The 15822-nt window shown below is 50.0% G+C and carries 13 protein-coding genes and 2 tRNA genes; 5 read left to right on the top strand and 10 right to left on the bottom strand.

What is annotated here, in order from left to right:
• Nucleotides 1-38: 38 nt before the first annotated feature.
• The 4 genes from BZJ17_RS08710 to dbpA all read right to left on the bottom strand — a co-directional run bounded on the left by BZJ17_RS08710 (nt 39) and on the right by dbpA (nt 3272).
• Nucleotides 39-653, bottom strand: coding sequence for an outer membrane beta-barrel protein (locus BZJ17_RS08710; protein ID WP_077640459.1), 615 nt, complete (start codon nt 651-653; stop codon nt 39-41).
• Between the two features lie 174 nt (nt 654-827).
• Nucleotides 828-1322, bottom strand: coding sequence for a DUF1003 domain-containing protein (locus BZJ17_RS08705; RefSeq protein WP_077640458.1), 495 nt, complete (start codon nt 1320-1322; stop codon nt 828-830).
• Nucleotides 1323-1433: 111 nt separating this feature from the next.
• Nucleotides 1434-1850, bottom strand: coding sequence for a nuclear transport factor 2 family protein (locus tag BZJ17_RS08700; RefSeq protein WP_077640457.1), 417 nt, complete (start codon nt 1848-1850; stop codon nt 1434-1436).
• Between the two features lie 39 nt (nt 1851-1889).
• Nucleotides 1890-3272, bottom strand: a complete 1383-nt coding sequence (dbpA, locus tag BZJ17_RS08695; protein ID WP_077640479.1) for an ATP-dependent RNA helicase DbpA — start codon at nt 3270-3272, stop codon at nt 1890-1892.
• A gap of 243 nt (nt 3273-3515) precedes the next feature.
• On the opposite strand from dbpA, the gene BZJ17_RS08690 reads away from it, so the two are divergent.
• Nucleotides 3516-3950 (top strand): thioesterase family protein, encoded by a 435-nt coding sequence (locus tag BZJ17_RS08690; protein WP_231637397.1) that lies wholly within the window; start codon nt 3516-3518, stop codon nt 3948-3950.
• A 2-nt stretch (nt 3951-3952) separates the two neighbouring features.
• On the opposite strand, the gene BZJ17_RS08685 is transcribed toward BZJ17_RS08690, so the two are convergent.
• Complete coding sequence (locus BZJ17_RS08685) at nt 3953-4477, bottom strand: RES family NAD+ phosphorylase (RefSeq protein WP_077640456.1); 525 nt, start codon at nt 4475-4477, stop codon at nt 3953-3955.
• A gap of 181 nt (nt 4478-4658) precedes the next feature.
• On the opposite strand from BZJ17_RS08685, the gene queC reads away from it, so the two are divergent.
• On the top strand, nt 4659-5354 hold the full coding sequence (gene queC / locus BZJ17_RS08680) for a 7-cyano-7-deazaguanine synthase QueC (RefSeq protein WP_077640455.1): 696 nt from the start codon (nt 4659-4661) through the stop codon (nt 5352-5354).
• An 82-nt stretch (nt 5355-5436) separates the two neighbouring features.
• On the opposite strand, the gene BZJ17_RS08675 is transcribed toward queC, so the two are convergent.
• Both BZJ17_RS08675 and BZJ17_RS08670 read right to left on the bottom strand, forming a co-directional pair.
• Nucleotides 5437-8586: a multidrug efflux RND transporter permease subunit gene (locus BZJ17_RS08675; RefSeq protein WP_077640454.1), complete on the bottom strand. Its 3150-nt coding sequence runs from the start codon at nt 8584-8586 to the stop codon at nt 5437-5439.
• The gene (locus BZJ17_RS08670) at nt 8586-9707 is read right to left on the bottom strand and encodes an efflux RND transporter periplasmic adaptor subunit (protein WP_077640453.1); all 1122 of its coding nucleotides are present in this window, start codon (nt 9705-9707) and stop codon (nt 8586-8588) included. The genes BZJ17_RS08675 and BZJ17_RS08670 overlap by 1 nt, the downstream gene beginning before the upstream one ends.
• 356 nt (nt 9708-10063) lie before the next feature.
• Here BZJ17_RS08670 and BZJ17_RS08660 point away from each other — a divergent pair.
• Nucleotides 10064-10148 (top strand) — tRNA-Tyr (locus tag BZJ17_RS08660).
• Between the two features lie 22 nt (nt 10149-10170).
• Nucleotides 10171-10255, top strand: a tRNA-Tyr gene (locus BZJ17_RS08655).
• A gap of 57 nt (nt 10256-10312) precedes the next feature.
• On the opposite strand, the gene BZJ17_RS08650 is transcribed toward BZJ17_RS08655, so the two are convergent.
• On the bottom strand, nt 10313-11287 hold the full coding sequence (locus BZJ17_RS08650; protein WP_077640451.1) for a glutathione S-transferase family protein: 975 nt from the start codon (nt 11285-11287) through the stop codon (nt 10313-10315).
• Between the two features lie 242 nt (nt 11288-11529).
• Between BZJ17_RS08650 and BZJ17_RS08645 the strand changes: the two genes are divergently transcribed.
• Nucleotides 11530-13458 (top strand): methyl-accepting chemotaxis protein, encoded by a 1929-nt coding sequence (locus BZJ17_RS08645; protein WP_077640450.1) that lies wholly within the window; start codon nt 11530-11532, stop codon nt 13456-13458.
• A 47-nt stretch (nt 13459-13505) separates the two neighbouring features.
• On the opposite strand, the gene arsJ is transcribed toward BZJ17_RS08645, so the two are convergent.
• The gene (arsJ, locus tag BZJ17_RS08640; protein WP_077640478.1) at nt 13506-14735 is read right to left on the bottom strand and encodes an organoarsenical effux MFS transporter ArsJ; all 1230 of its coding nucleotides are present in this window, start codon (nt 14733-14735) and stop codon (nt 13506-13508) included.
• 73 nt (nt 14736-14808) lie between these two features.
• Nucleotides 14809-15816 carry an ArsJ-associated glyceraldehyde-3-phosphate dehydrogenase gene (locus tag BZJ17_RS08635; protein WP_077640449.1) on the bottom strand — a complete coding sequence of 336 codons (1008 nt, stop codon included), beginning with the start codon at nt 15814-15816 and terminating at the stop codon, nt 14809-14811.
• Nucleotides 15817-15822: the final 6 nt, after the last annotated feature.

Here is a 15822-nt window from a genome sequence, read left to right as displayed (position 1 = left end):
AAACAGGGGCCCAGAGTCCCAAGCCCCACTTTTAGACTTCAGAAATGATAGCTCATCCCAACGGATAAAGTATTGATATCAACATCCGCAGAAACTGTCGCTTGTGCACCTTGATATAAGTCTAACTCAGGACGCATATAGTCCCACGAGGCGCGTACACTCAACTGATCTGTCATATAAAACTCAGCACCTGCGCTTAGCATGCCACCGACGGTATCATCCGAGACGGTACTGTTGCCTGATAAGCCGAAGATAGCATTAGAAACCGCCACTTCAGCCTCAAAATATGCTAAACCCGCTTTGGCGAATAAATTAAAACGGTCATTTAAAGGAAGGGTAAATTTGGGCTGTACCGCAAAGTACATCATGTCGCCAATGGAGTAGTAATCACCATTCAGCGCATCATAACCACCAAGGCTGACTTCTGCGCCTAAGTAATCATTAAAGGCATAACCGGCATAGATAGCACCGGCAGTACTGCTGGTATCATCTAGCTCCACATCTTGGGAAGCGCTGATACCAAAGGCCTCGGCATTTATAAAGGCATCATCAAAATTGCTTTGACCCACTGAAACACCAATATACGGCCCCGTCGCATGGGCCACAGACAAGGGTGCGAGCACCAGCGTCGCTAATAGAAACTGCTTTTTCATGTTTACATCCTGAGTGTCGTATTCTAAACGAGTGTTATCCGTCCCCCCTTGAGACTAAATAAGACCGGATCGTCCTTGTGGTGATAACGTGCTCAATTATGTTTATTCAATGAATAATTAAACAGGAAAACAGCAAGCCTCTTTTTACCTGGATTTAATAAAAAACATTCATTTTCAATGATTTTTTTCATCTACCCGCGCCTGCAGAGCATCAAACTTGTCGTGCAGGCGCATTAGTTCAAGCTCGAGTTTTAGATTGATTTCGTAGGTGGCTTTTTGCTCCATCCTATCTTTTGCCGCTTGGCGGTTTTGCGACATCATGATGATCGGCGCTTGGAAAGCCGCCAGACTGGATAACCCAAGGTTCAGCAAAATAAAGGGATAGGGATCGAATGACGCGTCTCCCACTAACCAAACCGTATTCACGACAATCCAGCCAATGATGAATGCGAAGAAAAGCCCGATAAATGACCAAGAGCCACCAAATGAGGCAATTTTGTCCGCCACCATTTGCCCAGTGGTCAGACTTTCGTGGAAGGACTTGTTGACGTTCTCAGACACTGCCGTGTTATTGGCAATGCTTTCAATGACTTTCTGTTCTCCCGAACTAAGGCTACCAAATGGCTGGCCGAGCAAAGCTTTGGCTAAGTTCTCAAAATATTTTTTCATCTATAACTCCATGCCAACGCGCACAATACCAACGGGGTATTATGTAGCGCTTATCATTAAGCGATTGAAATAGAGTAGATTAACGTAGGGACTCCGCAAGTGATGCCCTTCTTATCGCGATTGCGATCCGTGCTTAGAAAGATTCAGCCCATTGCCAACACGCCTCACCCAATTGGATCGCCATTCAGGTGCTGGCATGTCGTCAGGCCAAAACTCTTGTTGATACGCGATACGACCAGCCTTCAGTGTATGAAAAGTGATGACTCGATCGTTTACGACACCATCAGTCACTCCAACATCTGTCACCACCCTATCGCCTTCAGCGACGCAAGAGTAAACAGAGAATTGCCATAGACCATTTGCAGGATAGGCCGTGTTTAGTGCGACAAAGTCATCGCGCCCAACGATCAATTCTCCTGACTGAGGCCAGAAGCATTGATAGTCATCACTGAAGTACTCACTCGCTTTTGAGAAGTCATTTCGTTGCATGGCTTCCCAAAACGCGAGAACAACATCCTTGTTCGTCATGCTTATTCCTTGGTTATATCTTTGATATGTCCTTACAAACTAAATCCGGCGGGCGCGAATAGTGCGACCTTTAACTTTTCCATCATTGAGTTTACGCAATGCGGCTTTAACGCAAGATTGTGACACGGCAATAAACGCCACATTGTCGAGTACATTGATTTTGCCGACCTGCTTACCATCAATGCCCGCTTGGCCAGTCAGCGCACCTAAAATATCACCCGCACGTACTTTTTGCTTTTTACCTGAGTCAATCATCAAGGTTGCCATCTCAGGCTGGTAAGGCGCAGTGTCGAGCAAATGCTGCGGCGGCAGAGCTTCGGGGAGAAAATCACGATCATACTGATCGCCAATCATCGCCAGCTTATAGTGCTCGGCATCGTTATATAACGAACACGCCACCCCTTTTTTGCCAGCGCGACCGGTACGGCCGACGCGGTGTACATGAGTTTGCGGATCGTGGGCGAGTTGATAGTTGATCACCATATCCATGTCATCAATGTCTAAGCCTCGCGCGGCCACATCAGTGGCCACCAGCACGGACGCACTTTTGTTGGCAAATTTTACCAAGGTGCGCTCACGGCCACGCTGTTCAATATCACCATGCAAGGCAACGGCGCTAAAACCATCATCTTCTAGGTTATCGCAGACTTGTTGTGTTTGAGCTTTGGTTGTACAAAACACCACGCAGCTTTGCGGCTGAAAGTGCAATAAAAGTAACTTTAACGCTTGATAACGCTGCTTGTTGTCATCGACTTTATAAACGTGTTGCGTGATTGTGCTTTGCGTTTGCACCTCATCCACTTTAACGGAGACAGGGTGGCTAAGCACTCGCTGGGCAATCGCATTGATCGAGCGCGGGAAGGTAGCGCTGAATAACAAAGTTTGGCGATGAACAGGAACACGCGCAATGATAGCATCCAAGGTATCTTGGAAGCCCATATCCAGCATCTGGTCGGCTTCATCCAACACCAAAGTCTCAACGTCATCGAGACGCAAGGTGCCCTTACGTAAATGGTCATCCACACGCCCCGGAGTGCCGACAATAATGTGTGCACCATGCTCCAGTGAGCCAATTTGTGGGCCAATCGATACTCCACCGCACAGCGTCAGTACTTTGACATTATGACGACCACGCGCCAACTTACGCATCTCAACCGCCACTTGCTCGGCCAGCTCACGGGTTGGACACAGCACCAAAGATTGCACGCGAAAGCGTTTTACGTTCAGTTTGGCTAACACGCCCAGGCTAAACGCCGCCGTTTTCCCCGAGCCGGTTTTTGCTTGGGCAATAATATCTTTCCCACTAAGCACAGACGGTAAGCTCTGCGCCTGAATGGGCGTCATGTGCGTATAACCCAAGGTTGCTAAGTTATCGAGTAAATCAGCGGGTAACGCAAGCGAGGAAAAAGCGGTATCAGTCAAAGTCGTATCCACAACAAAAGTAAATCATGCCGCGCCCAAGCACGGCCAAAGGGGGCGTATCATACCAGAATCTGATTGCTGCCACATTAACCGATTAGCGCCACCCGCATTGAGAACCGCTTTGTCGAGTCATGTATTTTGTTACGTCATTGTTAGACAAAGCTCCGTATTTATACCTGCTCGACTTGTCTTGTCATTGGGCTTGGTGTGCAATCAAGGCACACAATTAAGGAGGATTGTCTTGTGGCAAATATCCCAGTAGAAAACTACCCGCTCTCTCATACGCAGGCGATTGTTTGGAATGACATGGATGCCCTGCAACATATCAATAACACCGTGTATTTTCGCTACTTTGAAGATGTACGCGTGGTAATGCTTGAAAAATTGGAAGTGTTCGAGCTAGCCAAACGACTGCATGTTGGCCCCGTAGTCGCCTCAACCCGCTGCGATTATCGCGCCCCTTTGGTGTATCCAGATACCATCACCACCGTCGCTTGGGTGGAGGATATTCAAGAAAAGCGCTATGCGATGAAGTATGAAATCTACAGCCACAATCAAGAACGCTGTGTGGCCGAGGGCGAGGCTTTGATTGTCTACTGCGATTTTAAAACCGGTAAAAGCTGCCCTATCCCAGCCGAGACGCTCGAAGGGTTAAAAGCCTTTGTGGCGAAACAGTAACTTTATTCCAAACTAATCTCTTCAGGCTCGCCCACTCTAGTCACAGCCGGCGCGCCTGGGGCGTTCCAGCGAAACAAGGTGATATGCCAAGTGCTGGGATCTTTTCGCGACGGGTCAATCAAGCCAATTTCATTACCACTTCTCAGTTTATCGGCCACCCACCAACTGGATGGAGATTCGCCTTTTGCTAAGGCCGCTTGCCAATCAACGCTGGATAAGGTTTTGTATTGCTGGAGTTCAGGATGACGCAAATCTACCAGCTCACAGGGGTCAACCTGATACCGCACAAGCAGGCGTGGCGTTGTGATCTGGCTGGCGTACTTTTGCATGGCTACGCGCGCACTCTCTGCACTCTCGGTTAAATACAGCGCGCTTTCACCCTGACGATTATACCGACCGTTCGGTCTGTCTTTACTTTCTCGCATCAAGACAGCGTCGATGTGCTCAGGGTGACATACTCTGACAAAAATACCCGAGATAGGCGTACGGCACAGGCTGGGGATAGCTTGCGGTTCAAGTCCGTCCATGACTTGTGAATGTCCTTTATAAATCAACCATCAAGGCGTAGCTTAGCAAACAAAGAGGGAACAAATTGCGTGCTGACTAACGGATTGCATCATCGCATCTGGCTTGCTGTCGATACCACACAGGGGTACCATCCGTGCTCTGTGTAACACTGGGTAAGTAGCACCGCCAAAGGACAAACCAATGAAAAAAGCCGTTGTGGTATTTAGCGGAGGACAGGATTCAACCACCTGTTTGATTCAAGCGCAAGCAGAGTACGACGAAGTGCATTGCCTCACTTTCGACTATAACCAGCGCCACAAGCAAGAAATTGATGTTGCTCGTGAGATTGCTGCAAACCGCAAAGTCAGTGCGCATAAGGTATTGGATGTTGGTTTGCTCAATGAATTGGCGATTAGCTCGCTCACACGCGACAACATTCCTGTTTCCAATGCACTGAACGAAAACGGCCTACCCAATTCCTTTGTGCCGGGACGTAATATCTTGTTTTTGACTTTGGCGGGTATTTACGCCTATCAAATTGGCGCTGAGGCAGTGATCACCGGTGTCTGCGAAACCGACTTTTCTGGCTATCCCGATTGTCGTAACGATTTTATTCAATCAATGCAGCAGGCCCTTGAGCGCGGCATGGACAGAAAACTCGCCTTAGTCACACCATTGATGTGGCTTAATAAAGCTGAAACGTGGGCACTGGCCGACCAGTATCACGCTCTCGATTTTGTGCGCGACCACACCCTAACCTGTTATAACGGCATTAAAGGCACTGGCTGTGGTGAATGTCCAGCCTGCCACTTGCGTCAGCGTGGCTTAGATGACTACCTCGCCAACCAAGCGGACGTACAAGCCGCACTGCAACGCAAACAAGCCGAGAACGCGTAACTGCGCGCATCTACTGGCAGCGACAAAACATAAAAAACCGCCTCGGAATGAGGCGGTTTTTGTATCGAGAATACAACAGCGGTTATTTATGCGGCTCATCATGCGGATGGGTATCAAACTCACCATGACTGGCCCGATGCACAGTTTCCACCGCGAGCGCTTTATCCAACTGCTGTGCCACATACTCAGGCGAGTGAGTATGAATAGAGAGCAGACGATACATCGCTGGGATCACCAGCAAGGTAACAAAGGTCGCAAAGGCCATGCCAGTGAAGATCACCGTCCCAACCGCGATACGACTTTCAGCCCCCGCGCCAGTGGAGAGGATCAGTGGGATCATCCCTGCCAAGGTGGTAAACGCCGTCATCAGAATCGGTCGCAAGCGACGGACTGACGCATCGATAATCGCTTTTTCAAATGCAATGCCGCGGTCACGCAATTGGTTGGCAAACTCCACGATCAAGATACCGTTTTTCGTCACCATCCCAATCAGCATAATCAGACCAATTTGGCTGTAAATATTGATCCCTTGGTTGGTAAGCCATAGGCCTAAAAAGCCGCCCAGCATCCCCATGGGCACCGTCAACATCACCACCAAGGGGTTGATAAAGCTTTCAAATTGCGCCGCTAACACCAAGTACGACACCAAAAGCGCCAAACCAAACACCACCAGCACACTGGTTTGGTTGTCACGAAAATCTTTCGACTCCCCTGAATAGCCCACCGAAATATCGGCTGGCAAATTCTCAGCCGCGACCTTATCCAGATAATCGAGTGCTTGTCCCAGCGTCACTCCCTCACCTAAGTGTGCTGATAGGGTAATCGATTTTTGCTTGTTGGTATGGCTTAAACGCTGCGCGGACGCTGTTTCTTCCACCGTGGTCACTGCATCGAGCGAAACCAACTTGCCGCTGCGGCTGCGCATATAAATACGACTGAGATCGCCTTTACTGCTAAAGGCCTTTTCATCGCCGCGTACATACACATCGTATTCTTCACCACGATCCACATAGCTGGTCTGTGCCCGGCCACCAAGCATCACCTCTAACGTATCGGACACATCCCGCACCGAAATGCCGAGTTCAGAGGCGCGACGACGATCCACTTTAACCACTAGCTCAGGGGTAGTTTGGTTGTAGTCATAATCTGGGCTATCAATCATGCCCGCCTCACGACCTATTTCTCCCAGTTTTTCCGCCCAGCGGTGAAGCTCAGGATAGTCTGGGCCACTCAATACAAACTGCACGGGCTCTGAGCTCCCCCCACCAAAGCCAGGCGCAAACGGAAACACTTGCACGTCTGGCACACCATTTAACACCTGACGGACTTCCGCCAAGATATCTTGAGCGGAGCGATCGCGCTCATCCCAGTCCGGCAATAGCATGATCACAAAGCCCGTTTGATCTCCCGCTCGACCGCCAAACGCTGGCGTCTGCAAGCTCACCGAACTCAAAGTGCCCGCTTCAACTAAGGGCATCAAGCGCTGCTCAATTTGCTCAATGTTGCCCACCATGCGGTTATAGGCGGTGCCTTCCGCACCACGGACAAACGCCAGCAACACCCCACGATCTTCTTGTGGCACTAATTGCGATGGTAAGTGCTGCATCAACACACCACTGCCACCAATACAAAGCAGAATGACCACAGGTGCCACCCAACGCCAGCGCAGTACATGCCCCAACGCACGGCGATAGTAGCCTTCAAGCACATCAAACCCACGAGTGATAACACGGTTTACGGGAGTCGATGCCACATTTAAGCGCAGTAATTTACTGCCAAGCACCGGCGTGAGCGTTAACGCAATGAGGGACGAACAGAGCACAGTGACGGCAAGCATCACGGCAAACTCGGTGAACAGCTTACCAATCATGCCATCCATGTAGGTAATGGGGAGGAACACCATCACCAACACCGCCGTGGTGGCAATCACCGCAAAACCCACCTCCCGTGCGCCACGGTAAGCGGCCACCAAAGGTGGATCGCCTTGCTGTAAGTGGTGGAAAATATTTTCGACCACCACAATGGCATCATCCACCACCAGACCAATCGCGAGAATGAGCGCCATTAAAGTCAGCAGGTTGATGGAAAAGCCCATCGCCGAGGCAACGATAAAGGCGGATATCAAGGACACAGGCACAGTCACTGCTGGGATCAAGGTGGCGCGCGCTTGGCCAATAAAGATATACAGCACTAACACCACCAATGCCCCAGTGATAAACAGGGTGCTGTACACCTCTTCAATCGAGCGATCAATAAACACCGTGGTGTCGTAATCGACCCAAAGGCGCGTGCCTTCGGGCAGGAAGGCCTGCATTTCATCGACAAGCTTGTGAGCGCGGTCAGAAATATAAAGCGGGTTGGCATCGGACTGTGGGATCAGCGCCAAACTTAAGTTATTGATACCGTTGTTTTTGTAGGTAGCATCTTCATTGCGTGAACCAATTGCCACCTCCGCCACATCCGACAGATAAATCGCAGTGCCATTCGCCGTAGTGCGCACCACCAGTTGTTTAAAGTCCTCCGCATCACGGTATAACCGATCACTACGCACTGGCATGGTCATCACGTCATTGCGGATTTCCCCGCCCGGACTTTCTAAGTTTTCATCCCGCAATGCATCAAGAATATCTTGGGTGGTAACACCGTGCCCCGCCATTTGGGTTGGATTCAGTTTCACATACATCACTTTATACAGCGCGCCGTATAAATCGACCGAGCTCACGCCTGAGATCAAACTGAATCTGTCTTCGAGAGTACGTTGGGCATATTCCGTCAGTTGGTTGCGGTCCATTTCTGACGAGGCCAGGTTGATATAAACCGCCGCTTCGCCGGTGCCGTTGTCTTTGTACACAATCGGATCATTGGCATCATCGGGCAGTCCTCCTTGTGCGCGTGCCACGGCATCACGCACATCACTCACCCCTTCGGTCAGCGGATGATCGAGTTTGAACTCCACCGTGATCCGTGATGAGCCATTGCGACTAACCGAGGTGATCTCTTCAATACCGCTAATGCCGGAGAGCTCATCTTCAATCAATTGCGTGACTTGGCTTTCCATAATACTCGCCGACGCGCCTGAGTAGCGCGTGGAAATACTCACCACAGGGCTATCAATATCCGGCATCTCACGCACTGATAAGGTCGAGAAAGAAACCGCCCCGAAAACACATAACAGCAAACTCAACACAATCGCCATCACTGGCCGTTTTACCGAGACATCAGACAACCACATTAGCTGGCCTCCGTCTCAGAAACGGTCTCAGTCACACGACTTTGATCATCAGCTTGGTTTTTACGCGCTTCCGCATTCAATACCGACACTTGTGCACCATCGCGCATATTCACCAGGCCTTGTACGACGATGTTTTGGCCCGGTTCAAGTCCTTTACTTACCACCACTTGGTTATCAATCCGCGCGCCAAGGGTGATTTCAGTACGATGAGCAATGCCTTCATCATCAATCCGGAAAACATAACGTCGTGTGCCGGAATATTGCAGAGCTTGCACAGGCACTATCACCGCTTGCTGCTCAGGCAAAGTCAGTTTTGCCTCCATCAGCATACCGGGCTGCAATTGGCGTTCAGGATTATCTAGCGCGACGCGCACACTGACTGATAGCGCGTCTTTATCCACCCGAGAGTCCACCACACTCACCGTGCCGGTAAAGGCCTCATCGGGATAGGCTTGCGACGTGACCGCCACTGGCATATTGGGGTACAGCAACCCGATATATTGTTCTGGTACTTGAATATCAAGGTTCATCTGCGAAAGATTATCGAGACTAAAGAGCGACTCGCCCACATCGACGCGCTGCCCGACACTTAAATCAAACAAACCAATGCGACCCGAAAAAGGCGCAATTAAACGGTGATCATCTAAATCAGATTGCGCCGATTGCAAACGCGCCTTGGCGATATTGACACTCGCTTGCTGTGCATCCAACTCGGTTTGCGTTAACGCACCACGCTGCGCCAGCTTGGTATACTCTTTTAGCTTGCGCTGCTCGTCATTGAGGTAAGCCGACGCTTCCAGCACCGCGGCTTGAGCTTTGGCGCGATTAAAGGTTACCAACGGCGCCCCTTTTTGCACGGTTTCGCCCGGCTTAACGTGAACAGTTTCAATGCGCGCCGACACTTCCGATTCGATATTAATCTGTTGGTGGGCTTTGACATTCCCCACCAAAGATAACGACGGCGCAATCGGTCTGGTTTCCACTTCCGCTGTCATCACATCCACAGCGCGCGCGCTTGGAGCGGAGGTTGCCGCATCTTCGTTCGTGGGCCCCGACCCACTCCATAACCAGAACGCAACGCCAGCCAATATCACGGCGCCCAGTAGCATCCCTTTTTTCATTGCATCACACCTTATAATTTGAATAGCACCAGTGTACTGATCTGCTTTGTTTTGTCCTTAAAGAATTGTAAAGACGCTATTTTTTATACTTATTACATCCAAATATGAGATTCGATCAGAACGTATAATTCCTTTTTGATTTATCTATCAGCGATATGCAGGATTATGATCTCCCACACATCATCGAAACTGGGCATAAGACTGCGGCAATAAGCAACGGTTTCAAAAAACGCATAAAATTCGATGTTGGCGGTCAAAAACGCCGTAAAGCGTTGAAAAAAACATCAACCGCTACACGGGATCAAGAAAATCCTTTACAGCACCAGTCGGTTTGATAATATTCGCCCCGTTCGCGTGGTGGGATTCCCGAGCGGTCAAAGGGATCAGACTGTAAATCTGACGGCTCAGCCTTCGAAGGTTCGAATCCTTCYYCCACCACCACTTTTACAAAGYAASACYCCGTGGTGGRRTTCCCGAGCGGTCAAAGGGATCAGACTGTAAATCTGACGGCTCAGCCTTCGAAGGTTCGAATCCTTCCTCCACCACCATCTTTAAGGGCCAGCATCTGCTGGCCCTTTTTCGTTGTTGTGTCGTTAACTGCCCTATCATTTCCCACTTGTTAGTGATGCCCGCCCATGCGGCGACCATAAATCTTGCTCCGGTCCTTTCGGTACAATTCGGGTTGGATTGATATTCCCGTGGCTGTAATAGTAATGGGTTTTGATGTGCTGCATATCGACGGTCTCAGCCACCCCTGGCACTTGAAACAGCTCTTTCATGTAGCAGAACAAATTGCAGTAATCGGCAATACGTTGCTTGTTACATTTAAAGTGGCCCACGTAGACAGGATCAAAACGAATTAAGGTGGTGAACAAACGCCAATCGGCTTCTGTGATCTGATTTCCGGCAAGGTAACGGTGACGACTTAAATGATCGTCCAATACCGTCAAGGCAGTAAATAACTTATCAAAAGCGTCTTCATAGGCCGCTTGCTCAGTGGCAAAGCCGCATTTATACACGCCATTGTTCACATTGGGATAAACAAACTCGTTCCACTGATCAATCGCTGCACGTAGGTTTTCTGGGTAATAATCGTCATGATTGCCCGTAATACCATCAAATGCCGAATTGAACATTCGAATTATGTCGGCGGATTCATTACTGACAATGGTCTCGGTTTGCTTGTCCCATAAAATTGGCACAGTGACCCGTCCGGTGTAGTCAGGTTTGGCTTTGGTATACAACTGGTGCGCGTAGTCAAACCCATATAAGGGCTCTGGCTTCGAAAACGTCCAGCCATGTTCTAGCATCTCAGGCGCCACCACAGTGACAGCAATATGAGGCTCAAGTCCTTTCAAATGACGCATAATCAGGGTGCGATGCGCCCAAGGGCATGCCAAAGAGACATAGAGATGATAACGTCCTGATTCTGCTTTAAAGCCCGCGCTCCCGCTGGGCCCTGCATCTCCATCAGGCGTTATCCAATGACGAAACCCAGCGTCTTCACGGATAAATCGGCCGCCGGATGATTGGGTGTCATACCACACATCGTGCCACACACCATCGATCAGTTTTCCCATACGTCCTCCTTTTTCTCTTTGCAGTATAAAAAGCCACAACGAGAAAGTCGGCCGTTCAGCTTGTTGGAGTTATTCGAAAAAGCTGTTCAAGTCGCTGATCGTCGCAGAATGGAAGGAGTACGAGGCCACCGAAAAATCATACGCCAAGGCGCACACCATAGTGTCCCCTTAGAGTGAAAACATGTCAGTTAGTAAAATTCCACTATATTGAATAGGTCCCACCTCAACTGAATAGGCGCCCAATGAAATGGATGTATAACCTTAAAGTGCGGCTTAAGCTGATGATCGCATTTGGTATTTTGGTGTTATTAACCGCATTAGTGACGCTGAACGCTGTCACCGGCGTGGCTCAGCTCAATAATGAAGTCTCGGCAGCTGATGATCTCAATCGAATAGTAAAATACATAAAAGAAGTACGGATTACCGAAAAGAATTTTATTTTGCGCCGCGACAACAGCTATGTGGCGGAAATTAAACAACTCACCGATACCATCAATCAGCAAGCGACCACTACAACTGCCAAAGTCAGTGATCAACAAACGAAAACGCTGCTCTCGCAAATCATGACTGAAAATAAAGCGTACCAAGCGGCGATGGATCAGTATGTGGCCCAGTATGATAAACTCGCGCAAGCGGAAACGGGGATGCGCGATCAAGCTCGGCGGATTGAGCAAGCGCTTATAGGCATTCGTCAAACGCAAAAGGATCGCGTCAATCGTTATCTTGCCCAAGGGCGCTCGCCGGAAGTGATCATTGATACGTTAAAAATTGCCGATGAAGCGAATCGCTTAATTAAATGGATGCTAGAGTCTCGTCGCGCCGAGAAGAATTATATACTATCCAGCGATGCGCAATTCACGGAAGCCGTTAACCAAAAGCTAGCCGACATGGACAAGCTGATCGATACCCTTCCAGATGAAATAGACACGTCAGCCGTTCGACAAGGCATCGCATCCTATCGAAACGCATTCCAAACCTACGTCAGTGCATATCAACAACGTCGAGCGATTAACGACACCATGTTAACCAAAGCGAGAGCGGTGGAAGATCTCGCTGAGAAAGGCCGTGACATGGGTAAACAAAAACTCGCTAAAAATGAGCAAAGCATGCTGATCACTAATATCGTACTTGCTGGCGTCGCCATTGCAATCGGTATCGGCGTCTCTTGGCTGATGACCGCCATGATCGTGCCGCCTTTACAGCGCGCAGTGGCAGCAAGTCAGAAAATTGCCAATGGCGATTTAAGCGTCAACATGGCGACCGATAGGAAAGATGAAATTGGTGAGCTGCTCGGATCCATTTCCACTATGTCGACCCGCCTAAAAACCATGATTGGCGATTTGTCGGACAACATTACCCGCATCGCCAATTCGTCAGAGGAATTGTCTTCGCTGACCAACGAAACCTCCCACGGCGTGAAGACACAGAAGCAGGATATTGAACAAGTGGCCGCAGCAGCAACACAAATGAGCGCCTCAGCACAAGAAGTGGCGCATAAAGCAGAGGCAACTTCGGACTCCGCCCATCAGGCGAACGATCAAGCACAACGCGGAAACGCGTTAGTGGGCACCACAGTCGCCGGTATTTCGACCTTAGCGGAAGCCATTGGACAGTCCGAGTCAGTCATTAACACAGTAAAAGATGACAGTGAGAACATCGCGTCTATCTTGGATGTGATCAAGGGGATTTCGGATCAAACCAACTTACTCGCACTCAATGCCGCCATCGAAGCCGCCCGCGCGGGTGAGCAAGGTCGTGGCTTTGCAGTAGTGGCGGATGAAGTCCGTTCACTGGCACAGAAGACCCAAGAATCGACCGTCGAGATCGAAAAAATGATCGAGACCCTTAAAGCAGGTGCCGAATCCGCCGTGAGTGAAATGGTGAAAAGTAAGCAACAAGTCGAAGAAGTGGTCGAGCAAACCGAACAAGTTCGTGAAGCGCTTGAGTCTATTTCAGCAGAAATTAGCAATATCACGGAAATGAACACCCAAATCGCACAAGCCGTCAAAGAGCAAGGGCACGCGGCGGAAGATGTCAGTCAACGCATGAATACCATTCAAGATGTGGCCGACCAAACTTCACAAGCCTCTGAGCAGACCTCGGTAGCCAGCCAGGACTTGGCATCCGTCGGTGAAGAGCTGCGTCGCCTCAGTACCGTGTTTAAATGGTAATCAAAATGCCACCCAGCCTGCTGGGTGGCATTTATCTCACTCTGCGCTTATGACGAAGGCTGCAGCGGTTGTGGTTGACGGTTCGGTAACCCCAGCGAAATGACCGTGGTTACGGTGAGAAACCCAAACGATACCCAAAGGCATGCCGCCAATCCCCATACTTGGAAAACCCAACCGGATAACACGGTGCCAATTAAGCGCCCCATGGCGTTCGCCATATAATAAAATCCTACATCCAGCGACACGCCGTCGCCTTTGGCGTAGCTGACAATCAAGTAGGAATGCAGTGACGAGTTAATCGCAAATATCGCCCCAAATACCATGAGTCCAACAATAATCACCCCTTGCGGATACCACTGTTCGCCAATCGCGTAAGCAATAATACCCGTCACCACCGCCAATAAACCTGCCCAACCTAACGCCGCTTTACCGCCCGGCGAATGGCCAGCTTGGCGCCCGGTAATTTTCGGCGCAATCCCTTGCACCACGCCGTAAGCGATCACCCATAGCGCAAGAAAGCCGCCCACCGCACTGTGGCTCCAACCAAATGTGGTGCCAAGATAAATTGGCAACGCCACCACAAACCACACATCTCTTGCCCCGAAAAGAAATAAACGTGCTGCCGAGAGGATATTCACGCTGCGAGACTTGGAAAAGATTTCCGAAAACTTAGGCTTACTCTTCGCTTTCCCCAACTCCGCATTGAGCGATACCACACTGCCGATAAACACCAAACTCAACACACCCGCCATCGCCGCCACCGCATACTGAAAGCCAATCAATGAGAGCAAGGCGCCACCGACAAAAAAGCCTACGCCTTTGAGTGCATTCTTCGAACCGGTCAAGATTGCAATCCACTTAAACAGCGCTCCCTGTGCGTTGTCAGGCACTAAGGTTTTAATCGCGCTTTTAGCGCTCATCTTGTTCAGATCCTTTGCAATTCCAGACAAGGCTTGAGCCGCCATCACCCAAGGAATGGTGAGCCAACCGGCTGGCACGGCTAACATGGCAAGCGCGATAATTTGCATGCCAAGGCCAATATTCATGGTGCGATTAAGGCCTAAACGCGCACCGAGCCATCCACCGATAAGGTTAGTGACCACCCCGAAAAATTCGTAAAACAAAAACAGCGAGGCGATTTCTAACGTGCCGTAGCCCAACTCATAAAAATACAGCACCACCAGCATCCGCAGTGCACCGTCGGTGATGGTGAAATTCCAATAATTAAAGGTGACCAGCATATACTGGCGCACAGATTGGCTTAATTGAGCAAACATAGTGGTCATCGATTCACATACCCAAAAGGGCGATGCGGCACTGGGCACACATCGCTACCCTATAAAAAAGCGATTACTGATCAACGCCGCCGACGTTGCGCACTAACTCAGCGGTGCGCGTGGCATACCCCATTTCGTTGTCATACCACGCATAGATTTTGACCATACGCTTACCCACCACCATGGTGGATAAACCATCGACAATGGTGGAGCGCTGATCACCACGGTAATCTATCGAGACTAAAGGACGCGCCTCAAAGCCAAGAATGCCCTTGAGCTCGCCATCCGCGGCTTCTTGCAACAGTGCGTTCACCTCGTCGGCGGTGGTATCGGTTTCCACATCAAAGATCACATCCGTTAGCGACGCATTGGCAAGGGGGACACGCACTGCATGGCCGTTAATCTTGCCTTTTAGATCCGGGAAAATTTCTACGATAGCGGTCGCCGACCCTGTAGTAGTCGGGATCAAACTCATGCCGCAGGCGCGGGCACGACGTAAGTCTTTATGCGGCGCATCTAAAATCGTTTGGGTATTGGTTAAATCATGAATGGTAGTGAAGGTCGACTGCGCAATCCCCAGATTTTCATGGATCACTTTCACAATCGGAGCCAAGCAGTTCGTGGTACACGACGCTGCGGTAACGATCCGATGTTTGCTCGGATCAAAAATCGCGTCATTCACCCCCACTACGATATTCGCCACACGCTCATCTTTGACCGGCGCAGAGACCACCACGCGCTTTACGCCTTGGTCCAAATATTGTTGCAGCAGATCCGCGTCACGGTGTTTTCCGGTTGCCTCAATCACCACATCGCAGCCTGACCAATCGACGGCATCAATCGCTTTTTCTTGGCTTGTCGTCAGTGTTTGGCCGTTAATCTGTACGCGGTTGCCTTCTACACTCACCGCGTGATGCCAGCGTCCTTGCACCGAATCAAACTCCAGCAAATGCGCCAGCGTTTCGGTATCTCCCGCCACATCGTTAATATGCACAAACTCGAGCTCTGGCCAATCAAATGCTGCCCTTAATGCCAAACGACCAATACGGCCAAACCCATTGATTCCGACTTTAATTGTCATTGCTTT

Source organism: Salinivibrio sp. IB574, from assembly GCF_001996205.1.
In the GTDB taxonomy this organism is placed as follows: domain Bacteria; phylum Pseudomonadota; class Gammaproteobacteria; order Enterobacterales; family Vibrionaceae; genus Salinivibrio; species Salinivibrio proteolyticus.
Note: the sequence above shows the minus strand (reverse complement) of the source record. Positions and strands in the feature narration are given on the sequence as shown.

What these genes read in the sequence shown, in the direction of transcription:
- BZJ17_RS08650 (WP_077640451.1), bottom strand. Translation starts at nt 11,287, where the DNA reads ATGGGAAAACTGATCGATGGTGTGTGGCACGATGTGTGGTATGACACC.
- BZJ17_RS08670 (WP_077640453.1), bottom strand. Translation starts at nt 9,707, where the DNA reads ATGAAAAAAGGGATGCTACTGGGCGCCGTGATATTGGCTGGCGTTGCG.
- BZJ17_RS08710 (WP_077640459.1), bottom strand. Translation starts at nt 653, where the DNA reads ATGAAAAAGCAGTTTCTATTAGCGACGCTGGTGCTCGCACCCTTGTCT.
- BZJ17_RS08700 (WP_077640457.1), bottom strand. Translation starts at nt 1,850, where the DNA reads ATGACGAACAAGGATGTTGTTCTCGCGTTTTGGGAAGCCATGCAACGA.
- BZJ17_RS08685 (WP_077640456.1), bottom strand. Translation starts at nt 4,477, where the DNA reads ATGGACGGACTTGAACCGCAAGCTATCCCCAGCCTGTGCCGTACGCCT.
- BZJ17_RS08705 (WP_077640458.1), bottom strand. Translation starts at nt 1,322, where the DNA reads ATGAAAAAATATTTTGAGAACTTAGCCAAAGCTTTGCTCGGCCAGCCA.
- BZJ17_RS08635 (WP_077640449.1), bottom strand. Translation starts at nt 15,816, where the DNA reads ATGACAATTAAAGTCGGAATCAATGGGTTTGGCCGTATTGGTCGTTTG.
- BZJ17_RS08675 (WP_077640454.1), bottom strand. Translation starts at nt 8,586, where the DNA reads ATGTGGTTGTCTGATGTCTCGGTAAAACGGCCAGTGATGGCGATTGTG.
- queC (WP_077640455.1), top strand. Translation starts at nt 4,659, where the DNA reads ATGAAAAAAGCCGTTGTGGTATTTAGCGGAGGACAGGATTCAACCACC.
- arsJ (WP_077640478.1), bottom strand. Translation starts at nt 14,735, where the DNA reads ATGTTTGCTCAATTAAGCCAATCTGTGCGCCAGTATATGCTGGTCACC.
- BZJ17_RS08645 (WP_077640450.1), top strand. Translation starts at nt 11,530, where the DNA reads ATGAAATGGATGTATAACCTTAAAGTGCGGCTTAAGCTGATGATCGCA.